This window comes from Microcoleus sp. LAD1_D3 (assembly GCF_036702135.1).
Classification (GTDB): Bacteria; Cyanobacteriota; Cyanobacteriia; order Cyanobacteriales; family Microcoleaceae; genus Microcoleus.
In genome coordinates this window covers 33349-48825 of the sequence record NZ_JAUBSB010000048.1, presented here as the reverse complement: position 1 = coordinate 48825, position 15477 = coordinate 33349, and the positions used below count along the sequence as shown (strand labels likewise).

The window sequence follows — 15477 nt, the reverse complement described above, 5'->3', positions numbered from 1 at the left end:
GGTTTTTGGCTGGCATTTTTGTAAAAATTGACTAAACTTAATTTTTATTATACCCTATTTAAAGGTACAACAGCTTAATTGGTAATGGGAAAATTAGTAATGGGGAAATTCTTCCATCTTTTGCTATCCGTTAAATCCGTTAAATCCGGTACACAATTTCTGGAAAAACCCCCACCCCTTAAATCCCTTAAATCCCCTACATTGCTAGTTGCCGAACTTGCTTTTAACTAATATCCACCTTTGTTTTTAAATGAACAGTAAAAGTAGAGCCAATTTCCAACTCACTCTCAACAGTGATATCGCCGCCCATCATCTGGCAAAACAAGCGGCTAATGGCCAATCCTAAACCGGTGCCACCGTACTTGCGAGTAGTCGAAGCGTCCCCTTGAATAAAAGGTTGAAACAAACCCTGCTGCTGTTCTGCCGACATTCCAATCCCCGTATCAGATACCTGCAAATAAACCCAATCGCTGCTGCCTGCTGGTTCGCGAGTCGCGCTCAACAGCACCGTTCCACCTTCGGTAAACTTCAGGGCATTCGAGAGCAAATTGAAGAGAATTTGCCGGACTTTAGTCAAATCTGCATACATCACTCCCAAATTTTCCGAGCAAGAAACTTGCAATTGATTGTGATTTTTTTCTACCAAAGGGTGCAAAGTTGCAACGACTTCTTCTATTAAATTACTGAGGTCAAATTTTTCTAAATAAAGCTCCATCCGTCCGGCTTCTATCTTAGAAAGGTCTAGAATATCGTTAATTAAAGTCAGCAGGTGTTTGCCGGCGTTATAAATTTTTTGGGTATCGGGAATGATGTCTTCGAGTCCCGATTCTCGTGCTTCTTCTTGTAGCATTTCGCTGTAACCGATAATCGCGTTGAGCGGCGTCCGCAGCTCGTGGCTCATATTGGCTAAAAAAGTGCTTTTAGCTCTCGAAGCTGCTTCAGCTTTGTGTAAGGCTTCTTGCAAGGCTATTTCGGCTCTTTTGCGCTCGGCAATTTCGATGCGGAGCAGTTTATTGGCGGTGGTGAGTTGAGTGGTGCGCTGATCGACGGTCATTTCTAGCTGCGCTTTGGCTTTGGAGAGTGCTTCCTGAGCCCGCTGGCGCTCAAATCCTTCGATCGCCAGCGCTACCAAATTTGCCAAAGAATCGGCGAAGGTGCGCTCCTCCAGAGCCCACTGGCGGGGCGCGCCGATATGTTCCAGAGAGAGGATGCCCACGATCTGACCGCCCAGCCTAATTGCTACATTTAATATGGATGAATTGGGCTTGCTGGCATTTGGCAGCACAGCGGAATGTTCGGCTAGCGAAGATGAGTGAGACAAATTTGTCTGTAGAGAGTTTTGAGTCTTTGTCGTAGGTTCTAAACCATTGTCCGATCGCAAATTTTCGCCCGGTGTGTCGCCTTCCACATCTAAAATTGATAAATTTAAATCGCTTGCCGATATGGACTCCCGGCTCAAATGATTCTCCTGGGTGCGATCGTACAAGTCGAGACAAACTAATTTGAGGTTGGGGACTTTAAACTTAGAATGATTAACCCCCTCGTTTTGCTCTCGGGGGGTGCCGTCTGTATCGAGTGGCTCTGTTTGGTTGTGGGCGATCACTCTCTCCGTAAAATTTAGCTGCTGATCGCTGGGGTAGCGAGTTCCAAATCTTCCATGGTTGTAAAGCCAGACGCTGACTTTTTCCACATCCAAAGTCCGGGCTGCAGCCTCGGTAATTTCGCGAATTCCCACATTCAGCGCACCGCTGTTGAGAGTCCTCTGCCTACCTAGCTGCAACAAAGCCAAACTCTGGCGGCGGAGCCGCTTTTCGCTTTCTTGGAGGGTTTGTTCTGCTTCCTTGCGCTGGGTGAGGTCGTACAAGGCGCACAATGCCGTCTGCTGCCCGTTAAACACCAGCGACTGAACCGAGATCATCGCCCAGAAAGCGGTGCCGTCTGATTTTTTGCAGTGAATTTCGTAGTTTTGGAGGTATCCGTCTTTAGCAAGTGCCTCAAGTACCTTTGGGCGATCGGCAGGGTTGAAGTAAAAGTCTGGAGTGCAGCAGCCGATCAATTTTTCTAGCGGTATGTTCAGGAGAGAAGCCAATTGAGCGTTCGCATACAGAATTAAGCCGTCACCGAGGCGAGAAACTAATATCGGCACAGGAGTTGCCGAGGCAATCGCCCGAAACTGCTCTTCGCTGGAACGCAGGGCCAACTCAGCTTTGCTCAGCAAGTGAGCTTCCATCGTATCTGAATGTTCGGTGGTAGTCTCCAGCAAAAGTTCTAGGTCAACCTTTTCGCGCTTCAAGTTTTCAAGTTCCGCACTCAGCCGTTGAACGTCGAAAAGTAGCTGTTCTGTCGATGGTTCTTCCTGCATAGCAATTGAAAATTGGTAATTTTTAGTCGGTTCTGAAGTTTTTTAGGGTTTTGTGCTAGTTTAACTATGACTTATTCCGATTAACTTCAGCCACCCTCATCCTGGTTCCCCCACTTAGCCGGGGATTCATCTTTACCTTTTTCGCTACTATTCCAATTCTAAGTGCAAGGAAGGCATCAGCCGCTGCAAGTTCTTCAGGGATTTTATCTGCCAGGGGATCTGTTTAGAACCTTTGATGGCGATTTGAATATTTTTTTGCTGGCGCACTTTGATCACAAATTTTGAGACAATATTAATTCCAGAACTATTTAAAAATTCTAGCTTTCGCAAGTCTAGAGTAACGGTGTTTGGGCAGGAGTCAGCCACTTCGTTGAGCAGATCGACGATCGGTTCGTATTCTTCCGCCTGGCTGAGTCGGAACGAGCCGCTACAGGTGACTGTTTGCGTAGCGCGATCGTACTGGATCGTGTAATCTTTGGTCTGAATCTCCATACTTTTGTCAGTTGTCGGTTTTGAGTGGTAAAGGGGCTGTGGCTGCGTGATCGAGGATTGAGCTTCAGGCTAGCACGCTCAAAATTCCGCCGTTTGCCCAATGCCGAATGCCTTGGCCTGTGTAACTTTTATTACATATACTGCCAACTGTACCATTGCCACAGGGCAGTTATGAGTTATTTTAGGATTTATCAGTTGTATCAATAGTGATACCAGTTGGAAAAAAGAATGCAACTGTTGACTAGCTCCAAACCCTGATAGTCATCAGTCATTGCCAACCTAACATCTCAAATCTCAAATCTCAAATTGTATGAGTTGTGGGTTGACGAGAGCAGCTTTTGCTGATAATCCGAGCTATCAATTCGATTTTTTTCTCCACTTGGTATTGACAAAATCCCCAAAACATGAGAGATATTTCACATCTGACACTGGAGTGAAGGGGAGAATATTTAATGGCAATTTCAGGAATTACAGAAAAGCTTTTGGCGGCTAAAAAAGCTAAGGGAATTAGTTTTGCAGATTTGGAAAAAGTTTTGGGGCGCGACGAAGTTTGGATTGCGGCGGTTATTTACCGTCAAGCTACCGCATCAGCAGATGAAGCCGAGAAAATTATCTCGGCTTTGGGACTAGATAGCGAGACGGCTGCGGTTCTCTGTGAACCTCCCTTAAAAGGCTCTTTGGAATCCTCGGTTCCGGTTGACCCCCTGATTTATCGTTTCTATGAAATTATGCAGGTTTACGGGATGCCACTCAAAGCAGTGATTAACGAAAAATTTGGTGACGGGATTATGAGCGCGATCGACTTTACTTTGGATGTCGAGAAAGAAGCAGACCCAAAAGGCGATCGAGTGAAAATAATTATGTCGGGAAAATTTTTGGGATACAAAAAATGGTAAGCCCGTGCCACTTTATTTTTAAGTGAAAATGAAAAATTCAAATTTGCTCGAATGACTCATGACTAATGACTAAAGCCTCAAAAGTGTTAACTTAGAAGCAGAGAGCGCGAAGCTTGACAGGCTTGGGTGTCCGATCGGGAAACCCTTCTAGGGCAAAGCTAAGGTCGCTCCCGCGGCAACTTCCCCAGTCAAAACAAGCAACCGCAACCGTAAATTAAGAGGCAAATATGTCAAAATATGACTCCCATCTCAGATGCTCCTTTTGCGGCAAGTCCCAGGAGTACGTCCGCAAGTTAATAGCTGGGCCCGGCGTCTACATTTGCGATGAATGCGTGGAACTGTGCAATGAAATTTTAGAGGAGGAGTTCTTTGACTCCAGTAAAACAATTGGTCAACAGATTCCCCAATCAGAGGTGCGAGAGTCTCAGGGACAAGGAACGCGGCGTCCGGGTCGATCGAACAAATCGAAAATCGTTTTAGCTCAAATTCCCAAACCGACAGACATTAAGCAGCATTTAGACAACCACGTCATCGGCCAGCATTCAGCAAAAAAAGTTCTTTCTGTAGCAGTTTACAACCACTACAAGCGCTTGAGCGTTGACCAAGCTAAAGATAACGACAAGTCTTCCCCTGACAGCGATGTAGAATTGCAAAAATCCAACATCCTGCTAGTTGGGCCGACAGGTTGTGGCAAAACTTTGTTAGCGCAAAGTTTGGCGCAAATGCTCGAAGTTCCGTTTGCGGTAGCCGATGCGACGACACTGACAGAAGCTGGATATGTCGGCGACGATGTAGAAAATATCTTGCTGCGGCTGTTGCAAATGTCCGATTTTGATGTTGAATCGGCGCAGCGGGGCATTATTTATATTGATGAAATTGACAAGATTGCTCGCAAAAGCGAAAACACTTCGATCACCAGGGATGTATCGGGAGAAGGAGTGCAGCAAGCGCTGCTAAAAATGTTGGAAGGAACAGTGGTTAATGTTCCCCCGCAAGGCGGTCGCAAACATCCTTACCAAGATTTTATTCAAGTTGACACTAGCAAAATTCTATTTATTTGTGGCGGTGCTTTTGTCGGTTTGGAAAAAATAGTTGAACAGCGTTTGGGTAAAAAATCCTTGGGCTTTATTCAGCCAACAGAAAGCGACAGCAACTCAACTTTGCCGGCGAAGGATAAGCGGGCCGCTGATATTTTGCAGCAGGTACAGCCCGACGATTTAGTCAAGTTTGGTTTGATTCCTGAGTTTGTGGGGCGGATACCGGTGGTGACGGTGATTTCGCCGCTGGATGAAGCAGCTTTGATGCAGATATTGACCGAGCCCCGAAATGCGCTGGTGAAGCAGTATCAAAAGCTGTTGAAGATGGACAGCGTGGAGTTGGAATTCCAGCCGGAAGCGCTACGGGCGATAGCCCAGGAAGCCTATCGTCGCAAAACTGGCGCCAGAGCTCTCCGCAGCATTTTAGAAGAGTTAATGCTCGATGTCATGTACGAGTTGCCTTCTCGCAAGGATGTGGCTAACTGTATGATTACTCCTGAAATGGTCGAGAAGCGATCGACTGCGGAATTGCTGTGGCATCCCGCTTGGCACAAACAGCACGAAACTGCATAATTTGTAATCTGTAGGGTGCTTGTGGCGCACCCTACAAACTACTAGACAAGCCCCCAGATTTATCCCTGGGGTGGCTTTCTCCAATCTAAAATCTAAAATCTAAAATCGATTGGCGGCAAGTGCGGTATGATGTGATTTCGCGATCGGTTCTAGCGGGGAGCAGCCGTTAGAGGAAACGGGGAAAGTTCGGTGCAAGTCCGGCGCTGTCCCGCAACTGTAATGAAACCCTTGTGGTTTCTCAAGTCAGAATGCCCGCCGATATCTAACTCACTTTTGAACGCATCTGCGAGGTACGGATGATGGATGGAATTAATGCGGCTGTACGCACAAAGCACAGTCTATTTGTTTGCACTGCTTGCGCTAGTGTTTGGAAAAACGGCAAGCGCGAAGGTAAAAGCGGCGGTCAACAATTCATGGAAAATTTGTCGCAACTCGCTAAAGATTGGGAGTTTTCTGATAAGTTTGAGATTCAAGAGGTTGAGTGCATGAGTGCTTGCAGTCACTCTTGTGCGGTGTCTTTTGCTGCTGTTGGAAAGTACACTTATCTGTTTGGCGATTTACCTGCAAATGAGTCGGAAAGTATCGAGGCTGTACTCGAATGCGCGGGTCAATACTATGCTAAATCGGACGGTTTGTTGCCTTGGTCTGAGCGTCCTCAAGCTCTGAAAAAAGGCGTTTTAGCAAAGATTCCACCACTACCAAATTAGATAGGTTTGTAGTAAGGATTTTATTTTTTTCCTTTCCTTCTAGTTCCCAGGCTCTGCCAGGTGACGCATACCCAGAGGCTCTGCCTCGTATTAAAAGCGCTCCTTTATTCCAGCGAGGCAGAGCCTCTAGATTAGCATTCCCAGGCAGAGCCTGGGAACGAGATATCCCATCACCCAATAAGCACAAAATTATCAATGCACAAAATTCCTGTTACTGTCATCACTGGTTTTCTCGGTAGTGGCAAAACTACCTTAATTCGCCACTTATTGCAAAATAATGAAGGTCGCCGCATTGCTGTTCTGGTGAACGAATTTGGCGAAATTGGAATTGACGGAGAACTGCTGCGCGATTGCCAAGTTTGCGACGAAGAAGAAAATGTCAGCAGCAATATTGTTGAATTAACAAATGGTTGTCTTTGCTGCACTGTTCAAGAGGAATTCTTGCCGACTATGCAGGAATTGTTGAAGCGCAGAGAACAAATTGATTGTATTTTAATTGAGACTTCGGGCCTCGCACTTCCTAAACCTTTGATTCAAGCTTTTCGCTGGCCGGAAATTCGCACTGGTGCTACAGTGGATGGTGTTGTTGCTGTTGTCGATTGCGAAGCTATTGCTAGCGGTACTTTTGTCGGTGATATGGATGCTTTGATGGCACAGCGACAGGCTGATGATAGTTTAGATCACGAAACTCCGATCGAGGAATTGTTTGAAGATCAGTTAGCCTGTGCCGATATGGTACTTTTAACGAAGGTCGATCGCGTAGATGCGGAAACTCACCAGAAAGTCCAAAGCTGGTTGCAGCAAGAGTTGCGTCCGAGTGTGAAAATTGTGCCCTGCAAAGGGGGCGAAATTAACCCCGATGTGCTAATGGGATTTAATGCGGCCGTTGAGGATGATTTGGAGTCTCGTCCGAGTCACCACGACACTGAGGAGGAACATGAACATGATGATGATATTAACTCAACTTACTTTATTGCCGATCGCGAATTTGAACCTGAAGCATTGGTGAAAAAACTGCAATCCTTGATGCTGCAGGAGGAAATCTATCGGATTAAAGGGTTTGTGGCGGTTCCCAAGAAACCGATGAGGATGGTGTTGCAAGGTGTGGGTTCGCGGATAGAATATTTTTACGATCGCCCTTGGCAACCTTCGGAACTCCGCCAAACCAAATTAGTGCTGATCGGTCGAGAGTTAGAGCGCGATCGAATTGCAGCTATGATTAACAATTAAGTGTCATCGGACAGGGACGGGTTTATCGATATTGTGAATTGCAGCAAATTTTATTGGTAAAACTCGCCCCTACAAGCTCTCACGAACAATTTATTAACATTATTTAATATTGTGACCACTGGCAGCAAGTCTGGTGTAGAATAACGATAATGGTTATCATTGTACACTAATCGAGGTCAAGTATGGTGAGTGCTGGGGCGATCGAATCAGTTCCTGTTACCGTTCTCACGGGCTATCTAGGTGCAGGCAAAACTACGCTGCTGAACCGTATTTTAACAGAGGAACACGGCAAAAAAGTTGCAGTCATCGTCAACGAATTCGGCGAAGTAGGCATCGACAACCAACTGATAATTGATGCCGATGAAGAAATTTTCGAGATGAACAACGGCTGCATTTGCTGTACAGTCCGAGGCGATTTAATTCGGATTATCGGCAACTTAATGAAGCGGCGAGACAAATTTGACCACATAGTCATCGAAACCACAGGTTTAGCCGACCCTGCACCCGTAATTCAGACATTTTTTGTAGACGAAGATATGCGGGACACATTACTGCTAGATGCAGTTGTCACGGTAGTTGATGCCAAGCACATCTGGCAGCACTGGGACGCAGACGAAGCTCAAGAACAAATTGCATTCGCTGATGTAGTTTTGCTCAACAAAACTGATTTAGTGAGTGAGGAAGAATTGGCAGAATTAGAAAAGCGAATTCGCGCCATGAATGCAATGGCAAAAATTCACCGTACTCACAATGCTGAATTACAAATGGATGCTTTGTTAGGCGTCAAAGCATTTGATTTAAACCGGGCATTAGAAATAGAACCAGACTTTTTGGGCGAACACACTCACGAACACGACGAAACAGTAACTTCCGTAGCAATAGTCGAATCCGGTGCTATTGATGGCAACAAATTTAGCGATTGGATCGGCGAATTGTTGCGAACTCAAGGCACGAATATCTTTCGGAGCAAAGGCATTTTGAATATGGCCGGAGAAAACAACAGATTTGTTTTTCAAGGAGTGCATATGCTGTTCGATGGCAGACCGGATCGACCTTGGAAAGCTACAGAAACTCCAAAAAACGAGCTTGTATTCATCGGTCGCGACTTAAACGAAAATCAATTGAAAGAGGGTTTCCGTCGGTGTCTAGTTTAAAAGAAACGGGAAAAAAAAAGAGCGGCAGCCGCGAACTAACCCTGCAATTTCACGCTAAAGAAATGCTGTCTGACTACGTAACTGCTGTTACTTGGTCGCCGGATGGCACAACTTTAGCAGTCTGTTCCGCTGCGGGCGAAGTGAAGCTGGCGAAAGTAGCGGCAGTTAATGAATTGTCCTTGCAAACGCTACAAAGTGCCACGGGTAAATCAGCCGATTGCTTGTCTTTTTCCCGCGACAGTCAATTCCTAGCTGCTGGCGGACAAGATGGAAAAGTGCGAATTTGGCGCGTTAATTCTGGGGAATTGATTGCTGATTTGGATAACCAGCGCGTCTGGGTTGATAAGTTAGCTTGGAGTCCCAACTGCAATCAGTTAGCTTTCAGTATGGGTCGCTACGTTCAAGTATGGAATGTTGAGGATAATGTTGTTGAAGTAACGCTGAATTTCGACTCATCATCTATCTTAGATTTAGCATGGCATCCGATGGTTCAATATCTGGCAGTTAGCGGCTATAAAGGTGTCAAAGTTTGGCATGGCGAAGACTGGGACGAAGACCCGGAAATTTTATCAGTACCCTCTGCAACCGGTGCAATTGCTTGGTCGCCACAAGGGGAATATTTAGCTTGTGGCAATATGGACAATACTCTCATTGTTAATGAATGGGGCAATTTTGAACCCTGGGTAATGCAGGGTTTTCCGGGGAAAGTTCGGCAGTTAGCTTGGTCGGGTAAAACTAATTCTTTGGGTGCACCTTTGTTAGCTGCTTCGAGTTCTCAAGGCATTTCTGTCTGGGAAAGAGACGCTGATGAAAGTGTCGGTTGGGAAGGTTGGGCGTTGGAAGTGCATGAAAAAGTGGTAAATGCGATCGCCTTTCAACCTAGCACATTTTTATTAGCTTCCGCATCCGCAGACGGTCAAGTTTGTTTGTGGTACGAAGCAGAACAATTGCTGCAAATTCTAGAAGGTGCAGAGGGGGGTGTTTCCTGTCTCGCATGGCATCCCGATGGCCAGTTTCTCGTGGCCGGCGGTAGTGGTGGCGAATTGCTGGTTTGGTCAAAGTCTATGCGCGGCAAAGGGTTCGGGCGGCGCTAAGTTCGCATAACGGGCGATCGCACCAGTTTGACTAAAACATAAAAATTGAAAACTTGGTCTTGACAAAATGCTAGATTACAATACCATTTTAGTGGCTGAACTATCCTCAAAGGCGATCGAAAATTATGACCCAACAGCAATTTCTCGAACAACTCAACAATATTCTAGACCAAAACCACCTGCTGAAACACCCGTTCTACCAAATGTGGAACGAAGGTAAACTCGACCTCGCAATGCTGCAAGAGTACGCACAAGAATACTACCTGCAAGTCCACAACTTCCCCACCTACGTCAGCGCTACGCACGCCGCCTGTGACGACATCAAAATTCGTCAAATGCTCCTCGAAAACCTGATAGAAGAAGAGAGAGGCGCTGCTAATCACCCCGAACTGTGGCTGCGCTTTGCCGAAGGTTTGGGTTTAGACAGAAACGCAGTTCTCGATCGCGAACACTTAGAAAAAACCACCGAATCCGTCCGCCTTCTCAAAGACTTGGCCCGCAGCGAATCCCCCGTCAAAGGTTTAGCAGCCCTTTACGCTTACGAAGCGCAAATCCCCGAAGTTTCTACAACCAAAATCGCTGGTTTGAAGGAATTTTACGGCATCGATTCCGAGGCTGCTTTGTCTTTCTTTAAAGTCCACGAAAAAGCCGACGAGTTCCACTCGGAAGCTACCCGCGAAGCGCTGTTAGAACTTTGCCAAACTGAAGAAGCAAAACAGGAAGCGCTGTTAGCCACCGAGAAAGCAACTTTTGCTATCAACTTACTGCTTGACGGCGTTTACGAAGCTTATTGTCAAGCTAAGTAAGCTGTACTGCATTTAAATTGCCTATATGGGGCGGGCTAGAAGCCCACCCCACAAGAGTCTAATTATTTTTTTAGATGCAATTTAAATGCTGATTAGCTTAACTCTAAAAAACGCATAATTTGTAGGGCGCGTTAGCCTAGTGATTGGGGCGATCGCCAACCATCTCAGAACAAAACCCGCCCACCCTCACCAACAATCCCGGTACTCATTCTCCTCTCTTTCTTGTCAAAATTCCTTGAGTGGGACTCAACAGCAAAGCCCCTAAAAATAACCCAAAAATAACTAATACAATTGCCGCACCCGATGGCACATTTAAATAATAGCTGAGATACATACCAATCACGCTAGCTATAATCCCAATAATGGCTCCTAATCCCATCATAAAATGTAGCTCTTTTACCAACAAATACGCCGTTATTCCCGGCCCGATTAACAGCGAAATTACTAACAGCGCCCCCACAGTTTGCAAACTCGCAACAATCGTCAGCGTAATCGCCGAAATCATCCCCAAATAAATCCAGTTTACAGGCAAACCGCACGCTTGCGCTCCCTGCGGGTCAAAAGTATAAAATAGCAGTTCTTTATAAAACATTTTAACGGTCGCCAAAATAATCAAAGTTATGACAAAAGTCTGCTGCACGTCAGCAGGTGCAACTGACAAGATATTCCCGAATAAAAAACCGTCTAAGTCTAATTTTGTGGTTCGCAACAAGCTAATCAACGTCACGCTAATTGCTAAAAATGTAGATAAAATTAATGCCATAACTGCATCAATCTTTAGGCGTGATTGCGATTGAATCCACGCCATAATTACGGCGCTGATAATTCCCGATATAAACGCGCCGATAGAAATATTGAAACCTAAAGAAAAAGCCACCGGCAATCCTGCTAATACTGAATGGGCAATCATGTCAACCATCATTCCCATTTGCTGTACAATTAAGTAGGAGCCAACAACGGCGCAGAGAATTCCTAGCAAAACGCCCACAGCGATCGCATTTCGCATGAACTCGAATTGTAGTGGCTCAATTAGTAGGTTTAACATTGAATTACGTCAATAATAGGATTTTTTCAACTACAATAGATCTCTGCAAAAATCCTTTTCATCAATTGATGGGACGGGCAAGATGTCTATCCCACAAGAGTTATTTTTTCTTGTGGGATGGGCCGGAGAGCCCGTCCTAATTATTTTTGCAAGAGGTCTAATCAATTGCACAGGTGGGAGGCCCGGGCCACTATCAATTGCACAGGCGGGAGGCCCGTGCCACTATCAATTGCACAGGCGGGAGGCCCGTGCCACTATCAATTTTAAAGATAAATCTTTTTTTGCTTACGCCGAAACTAAACTTAAATCGTATCCATAGGCTTTTTGAATATTGGCTGCTGTGAGCACTTCCCGGCAGGTACCAGTTGCAATTAACTGCTTATTTAGCAATAATAAATTGTCGTACTGTTTTAAAGTTTCGCCTAAATCGTGGCTGATTACTAGCAAGGTTTTATTTTCTGCTTTTAGTTCGGCAAAAATATCGAAAATAATTTCTTCGGTTGCTTTGTCGATCGCATTAAAAGGTTCGTCGAAGAAGAATAAATCGGCTTGTTGGGCGATCGACCTTGCTAAAAAAATTCGCTGCTGCTGTCCCCCAGACAGTTCGCCAATTTGCCGATCGCGCAAATCCCACATTCCTACCCGCAGCAAAGCAGCTTTGACCAATTCTTGGGACTGCTTCGAGGGACTGCGAAACCAACCAGTCTGAACGGTTCGCGCCATCATTACCGCATTCCACACCGTAATCGGATAATCCCAGTCAATTTGCGATCGCTGCGGCACATAAGCCACCCGCGACAACTGTTCCTTCAGCAGTCGCCCCTGATATTTCACCAAGCCCCGACAGGTGGGTATCAATCCCAGCATCGCTTTCACCATCGTGCTTTTCCCCGCGCCGTTGGGGCCGAACACGCCAGTTAATTGCCCCGATTCTAAATGGAAATTCACGCTGTTGAGGGCGGAAATTCCGCGATAATTGACAGCCAAGTCTTGCACTTCTAGCATAATTAGAGATTTTGAGAACGATTCTTGTTCGTAGCTACTAGAATAGGATAACTCGAAAAAGCAATAACGATTATCGTTCCAAAGGTGAAAATGTTAAACAACTTGGCTGGAAAAACCCGCAGATTGTGGGGTACGGCTGTTTTGGCAATAGGCTGCGGAGTGGTTGCGTGCAGTGGAGGACAGAACGCCAGCAATCGGGCGCCAGAGAGTCCCGCCGCAACTCAAACTCCAGCCAGTCGGGCCGCCAACTTGCCAAAAGTCGTGGCCACGACTGGCGTTATCTGCGACATAACTAAAGAAATTGCTCAAAGTTCGATCGACACCACCTGTCTGATCAAGCCGGGAGACGACCCCCACGCCTACCAAACCAAGCCGGAAGACCGCAAAGCGATTGAAACGGGCAATTTGATTTTATACGGCGGCTACAACCACGAACCCAGCATCATTAAGTTAATTCAATCCAGCAGTAATTCCGCGCCCAAAATCGCCGTACACGAACTCGCAGTTCCCAAACCGCTGATAGGCGAACACGAGCACGAACATGGTGAAGAGAAAGCGGAAAACCAACCCCATGCAGAAGGCGAAAAAGTCCCTGACCCTCACGTTTGGCATAACCCTCAAAATGGCATCCGTATGGTAGAAACAATTCGGGATGAATTGATCAAAGTTTCTCCGGCCAATGCTCAACTTTTTACAAAAAATGCAGCAAGCTTAACAGATGAGTTGCAAAAAATAGATACTTGGATAAAAGCTCAAATTGCGACTATTCCACCAGAAAAACGCAAGTTAGTAACAACTCACGATGCTCTGAGTTACTATGCCGATGCTTACGGTTTGGAGAATGCTGGAGCTTTGCAGGGTGTGACAACAGAGGAACAGCCCACTGCAGCAAGAATTGCCGAATTGTCCTCACAAATTAAGACCGCAGGAGTGCCGACAATTTTTGCCGAAACTACAACTAATCCGAAGTTGATGGAGACTGTGGCGAGGGAGGCAAATGTCAAAATTTCCGACAAGGAACTTTACAGCGACGAGTTGGGTGGCCCCGGCACTGGTGCTGATACCTATCAGGGAATGCTGAAAACTAATACTTGCGCGATTATTTCTGGCCTCGGCGGTAATTGTACTGCCTTTGCAGGAGAAACTGCACCAACTCCTAAACCATAGACTGTCTAAAGTTCGCCTACTACCAAGCACCTTACATTTGCTGGGTACGAAGCAAAATGCAGCACTCGCAATCGCAGGGGTTTTCGATTGTAAACGCTGCATTTGCTGCGATGACTTTAAGGTGAATTTTGCTCCTCGGTACTGGGGGGTTTTTGGCCAATTCCCAATTGCTTCTTAGAGGATTTTAAGTCTTTCCAAAGCGCTTTAATATCTTTATAGGCTTTCTCAGCGCTAATTTTTCCCCCAGTTTCCAGCGAGCAAATATAAGTGATTTTTTGAGCAAACTCCTGCAAGTTGGCATTAAACGCCAAGTTTTCTGGCGTGAAATCACCGTAGTAGCGATTGCGAGGATGTAAAAAATCTTCCCGCTCTTTCATTGCCCCCTCCTAATTAAACTTTTGGTATTCAACTTTTGGTTCGGTCTCTGCTGTTAATAGCACTATTTGTACTCAGTATCGCGCCCCTAACTTGCTTCTATTGTATTGCGTAAGTAGCAGTTGTGCTTTTTCGCTCTGTATTTAGTCTATTAATGCAATCTTAACCTTAAGTTAGCTTTATCTTAACTTTTCTTTAACCTAAAAGCAAAAAAATTGGGAAATGCGCTGTTCGCATCTCCCTTTAGATAGATTTTAAAGTGGTTGATTAACCTTTTGTGAAGGCGAATATTTACTTGTGGCACTCGCAGCCGGTGTGGCCGCAGCCTTGGCCGTTGGGGTGGCCGTCAGCGCAAGCACTGGAACAGTATTGTTTGCCGTCTTTTTCTATGGGGGAACTGAGGCTGACAACACACGAGCATGAAGGACAGGCGCATTTTGTTTGGGTGGCAGTAGTCATTTTACATTCTCCTGGTGGGGTTGTTTGTCTATACTTATATCTGAACACATATTCAGATATAAGTCAAGGGAATGTAAAAGTTTTGTAACAAAAGGTTTGTCGATCGCACTAAAATGAAAATGAGAATTAAAACAAGCCTGGAAAAGATGTCACCAAACTCTGCTGTTAACGGAGCGATAAGTCAGACTCACCAAGAAAACGATACACCAACGTGCGATCGCCCGCACCGAGTTGACAGTTCGCGGGCCGGCGACATCCAAACACAAGTTCTCAACACCGCAAAAGCCCAGCGGATGGCAGAGTTTTTCAGTCTTTTGGGAGATGCAAATCGGCTGCGGCTGCTGTCGGTTTTGGCAAAACAAGAACTGTGCGTGTGTGACTTGGCTGCGGCGTTGAGTATGAGCGAATCAGCAGTATCGCACCAGTTGCGGGCATTGCGGGCGATGCGGTTGGTAAGTTACCGCAAGGTTGGGAGACAAGTTTTTTATAGTTTACTCGATCGCCACGTTTTGGAACTTTACCAAGCAGTCGCCGAACACTTAGACGAAGCAGATTAAGCTTTTGGGCGTGGGGCGGGTTGACTAATATCGTTCGCCTCGAAGATATTGGTGAAACCGCCCTCTCTTGGTGTAAACCTTCATAACCGGGTTTTTTGCCGTATCTACAGGCTGTAACCAAGTATTCTCGCCTATCAAACCCGGTTTCTGGCGGAGGGCTGTAAACTCAATATCAATCTTCGACGGTGTGGCCCGTAGCAACAACCGCCTGTGAAATTGACTCTTCAGAAGCTTGAGCTTCAACTGTAACAGTCTTAGCTGCGACATCCACATTGACAGTAGCACCGGAGTCAACAGTTTTGATGGCTTTGGTAATTGTATCAGCGCAGCCGGAGCAGACGATCGAGGGAACGTTAAGTAGTATTGCCATAATTAAGCAAGATTTCGTAGATGACAGTATTATTTTTTATTTTAATCTAAATTCGTGAAACACGCGCTTTCGCCGATTCTGGCAGGGGTTTAAACTCCTGCCTCAAAGCTCAAGTCGCTTAAAAATTACTGTAGAGTTTGACGTTAAA

General features: G+C 45.9%; 16 protein-coding genes and 1 riboswitch. Of the genes, 9 read left to right on the top strand and 7 right to left on the bottom strand.

The window, feature by feature from the left end; translation table 11 throughout:
- Positions 1-223: 223 nt before the first annotated feature.
- Both QUA74_RS22285 and QUA74_RS22280 read right to left on the bottom strand, forming a co-directional pair.
- Complete coding sequence (locus tag QUA74_RS22285; protein WP_333333570.1) at positions 224-2362, bottom strand: ATP-binding protein; 2139 nt, start codon at positions 2360-2362, stop codon at positions 224-226.
- A 147-nt stretch (positions 2363-2509) separates the two neighbouring features.
- Entirely contained in the window at positions 2510-2854 is a 345-nt protein-coding gene (locus QUA74_RS22280; protein WP_333081406.1) for a slr1659 superfamily regulator, read from the bottom strand.
- A gap of 452 nt (positions 2855-3306) precedes the next feature.
- On the opposite strand from QUA74_RS22280, the gene cynS reads away from it, so the two are divergent.
- The 7 genes from cynS to QUA74_RS22245 all read left to right on the top strand — a co-directional run bounded on the left by cynS (position 3307) and on the right by QUA74_RS22245 (position 10351).
- On the top strand, positions 3307-3750 hold the full coding sequence (gene cynS, locus QUA74_RS22275) for a cyanase (protein WP_333333568.1): 444 nt from the start codon (positions 3307-3309) through the stop codon (positions 3748-3750).
- A gap of 227 nt (positions 3751-3977) precedes the next feature.
- On the top strand, positions 3978-5360 hold the full coding sequence (gene clpX, locus QUA74_RS22270) for an ATP-dependent protease ATP-binding subunit ClpX (protein ID WP_333333566.1): 1383 nt from the start codon (positions 3978-3980) through the stop codon (positions 5358-5360).
- Between the two features lie 127 nt (positions 5361-5487).
- Positions 5488-5634: riboswitch (cobalamin riboswitch) on the top strand.
- Positions 5635-5656: 22 nt separating this feature from the next.
- The gene (locus QUA74_RS22265) at positions 5657-6067 is read left to right on the top strand and encodes a DUF1636 domain-containing protein (protein ID WP_333333565.1); all 411 of its coding nucleotides are present in this window, start codon (positions 5657-5659) and stop codon (positions 6065-6067) included.
- A 195-nt stretch (positions 6068-6262) separates the two neighbouring features.
- Positions 6263-7297, top strand: a complete 1035-nt coding sequence (gene cobW / locus QUA74_RS22260; protein ID WP_333333563.1) for a cobalamin biosynthesis protein CobW — start codon at positions 6263-6265, stop codon at positions 7295-7297.
- 182 nt (positions 7298-7479) lie between these two features.
- On the top strand, positions 7480-8451 hold the full coding sequence (locus QUA74_RS22255) for a GTP-binding protein (protein WP_333333560.1): 972 nt from the start codon (positions 7480-7482) through the stop codon (positions 8449-8451).
- Positions 8439-9545, top strand: a complete 1107-nt coding sequence (locus QUA74_RS22250) for a WD40 repeat domain-containing protein (protein ID WP_333333558.1) — start codon at positions 8439-8441, stop codon at positions 9543-9545. Before QUA74_RS22255 ends, QUA74_RS22250 begins: the two co-directional genes overlap by 13 nt.
- Before the next feature lie 125 nt (positions 9546-9670).
- A complete protein-coding gene (locus QUA74_RS22245; protein ID WP_333333556.1) occupies positions 9671-10351 on the top strand; it encodes a CADD family putative folate metabolism protein in 681 nt (226 codons plus the stop codon).
- Positions 10352-10556: 205 nt separating this feature from the next.
- Here the strand turns inward: QUA74_RS22245 and QUA74_RS22240 are convergent, their stop codons facing one another.
- Positions 10557-11396 carry a metal ABC transporter permease gene (locus QUA74_RS22240; RefSeq protein ID WP_333333554.1) on the bottom strand — a complete coding sequence of 280 codons (840 nt, stop codon included), beginning with the start codon at positions 11394-11396 and terminating at the stop codon, positions 10557-10559.
- Positions 11397-11681: 285 nt separating this feature from the next.
- Positions 11682-12401 carry a metal ABC transporter ATP-binding protein gene (locus QUA74_RS22235; RefSeq protein WP_333333552.1) on the bottom strand — a complete coding sequence of 240 codons (720 nt, stop codon included), beginning with the start codon at positions 12399-12401 and terminating at the stop codon, positions 11682-11684.
- Between the two features lie 90 nt (positions 12402-12491).
- On the opposite strand from QUA74_RS22235, the gene QUA74_RS22230 reads away from it, so the two are divergent.
- Positions 12492-13568, top strand: coding sequence for a metal ABC transporter solute-binding protein, Zn/Mn family (locus QUA74_RS22230; RefSeq protein WP_333333550.1), 1077 nt, complete (start codon positions 12492-12494; stop codon positions 13566-13568).
- Between the two features lie 116 nt (positions 13569-13684).
- On the opposite strand, the gene QUA74_RS22225 is transcribed toward QUA74_RS22230, so the two are convergent.
- Together QUA74_RS22225 and QUA74_RS22220 are read right to left on the bottom strand one after the other, a co-directional pair.
- Positions 13685-13945: a DUF7219 family protein gene (locus tag QUA74_RS22225; protein WP_333285303.1), complete on the bottom strand. Its 261-nt coding sequence runs from the start codon at positions 13943-13945 to the stop codon at positions 13685-13687.
- 289 nt (positions 13946-14234) lie between these two features.
- Positions 14235-14402: a metallothionein gene (locus QUA74_RS22220; protein ID WP_333333548.1), complete on the bottom strand. Its 168-nt coding sequence runs from the start codon at positions 14400-14402 to the stop codon at positions 14235-14237.
- A gap of 146 nt (positions 14403-14548) precedes the next feature.
- On the opposite strand from QUA74_RS22220, the gene QUA74_RS22215 reads away from it, so the two are divergent.
- On the top strand, positions 14549-14959 hold the full coding sequence (locus tag QUA74_RS22215) for a metalloregulator ArsR/SmtB family transcription factor (RefSeq protein ID WP_333333546.1): 411 nt from the start codon (positions 14549-14551) through the stop codon (positions 14957-14959).
- A 172-nt stretch (positions 14960-15131) separates the two neighbouring features.
- On the opposite strand, the gene QUA74_RS22210 is transcribed toward QUA74_RS22215, so the two are convergent.
- Positions 15132-15329 carry a heavy-metal-associated domain-containing protein gene (locus tag QUA74_RS22210; protein WP_333174861.1) on the bottom strand — a complete coding sequence of 66 codons (198 nt, stop codon included), beginning with the start codon at positions 15327-15329 and terminating at the stop codon, positions 15132-15134.
- Positions 15330-15477: the final 148 nt, after the last annotated feature.

Coding starts and splice junctions, on each gene's coding strand:
- QUA74_RS22285 (WP_333333570.1), bottom strand. CDS start 2,362: ATGCAGGAAGAACCATCGACAGAACAGCTACTTTTCGACGTTCAACGG.
- QUA74_RS22280 (WP_333081406.1), bottom strand. CDS start 2,854: ATGGAGATTCAGACCAAAGATTACACGATCCAGTACGATCGCGCTACG.
- cynS (WP_333333568.1), top strand. CDS start 3,307: ATGGCAATTTCAGGAATTACAGAAAAGCTTTTGGCGGCTAAAAAAGCT.
- clpX (WP_333333566.1), top strand. CDS start 3,978: ATGTCAAAATATGACTCCCATCTCAGATGCTCCTTTTGCGGCAAGTCC.
- QUA74_RS22265 (WP_333333565.1), top strand. CDS start 5,657: ATGATGGATGGAATTAATGCGGCTGTACGCACAAAGCACAGTCTATTT.
- cobW (WP_333333563.1), top strand. CDS start 6,263: ATGCACAAAATTCCTGTTACTGTCATCACTGGTTTTCTCGGTAGTGGC.
- QUA74_RS22255 (WP_333333560.1), top strand. CDS start 7,480: ATGGTGAGTGCTGGGGCGATCGAATCAGTTCCTGTTACCGTTCTCACG.
- QUA74_RS22245 (WP_333333556.1), top strand. CDS start 9,671: ATGACCCAACAGCAATTTCTCGAACAACTCAACAATATTCTAGACCAA.
- QUA74_RS22240 (WP_333333554.1), bottom strand. CDS start 11,396: ATGTTAAACCTACTAATTGAGCCACTACAATTCGAGTTCATGCGAAAT.
- QUA74_RS22235 (WP_333333552.1), bottom strand. CDS start 12,401: ATGCTAGAAGTGCAAGACTTGGCTGTCAATTATCGCGGAATTTCCGCC.
- QUA74_RS22230 (WP_333333550.1), top strand. CDS start 12,492: ATGTTAAACAACTTGGCTGGAAAAACCCGCAGATTGTGGGGTACGGCT.
- QUA74_RS22225 (WP_333285303.1), bottom strand. CDS start 13,945: ATGAAAGAGCGGGAAGATTTTTTACATCCTCGCAATCGCTACTACGGT.
- QUA74_RS22220 (WP_333333548.1), bottom strand. CDS start 14,402: ATGACTACTGCCACCCAAACAAAATGCGCCTGTCCTTCATGCTCGTGT.
- QUA74_RS22215 (WP_333333546.1), top strand. CDS start 14,549: ATGTCACCAAACTCTGCTGTTAACGGAGCGATAAGTCAGACTCACCAA.
- QUA74_RS22210 (WP_333174861.1), bottom strand. CDS start 15,329: ATGGCAATACTACTTAACGTTCCCTCGATCGTCTGCTCCGGCTGCGCT.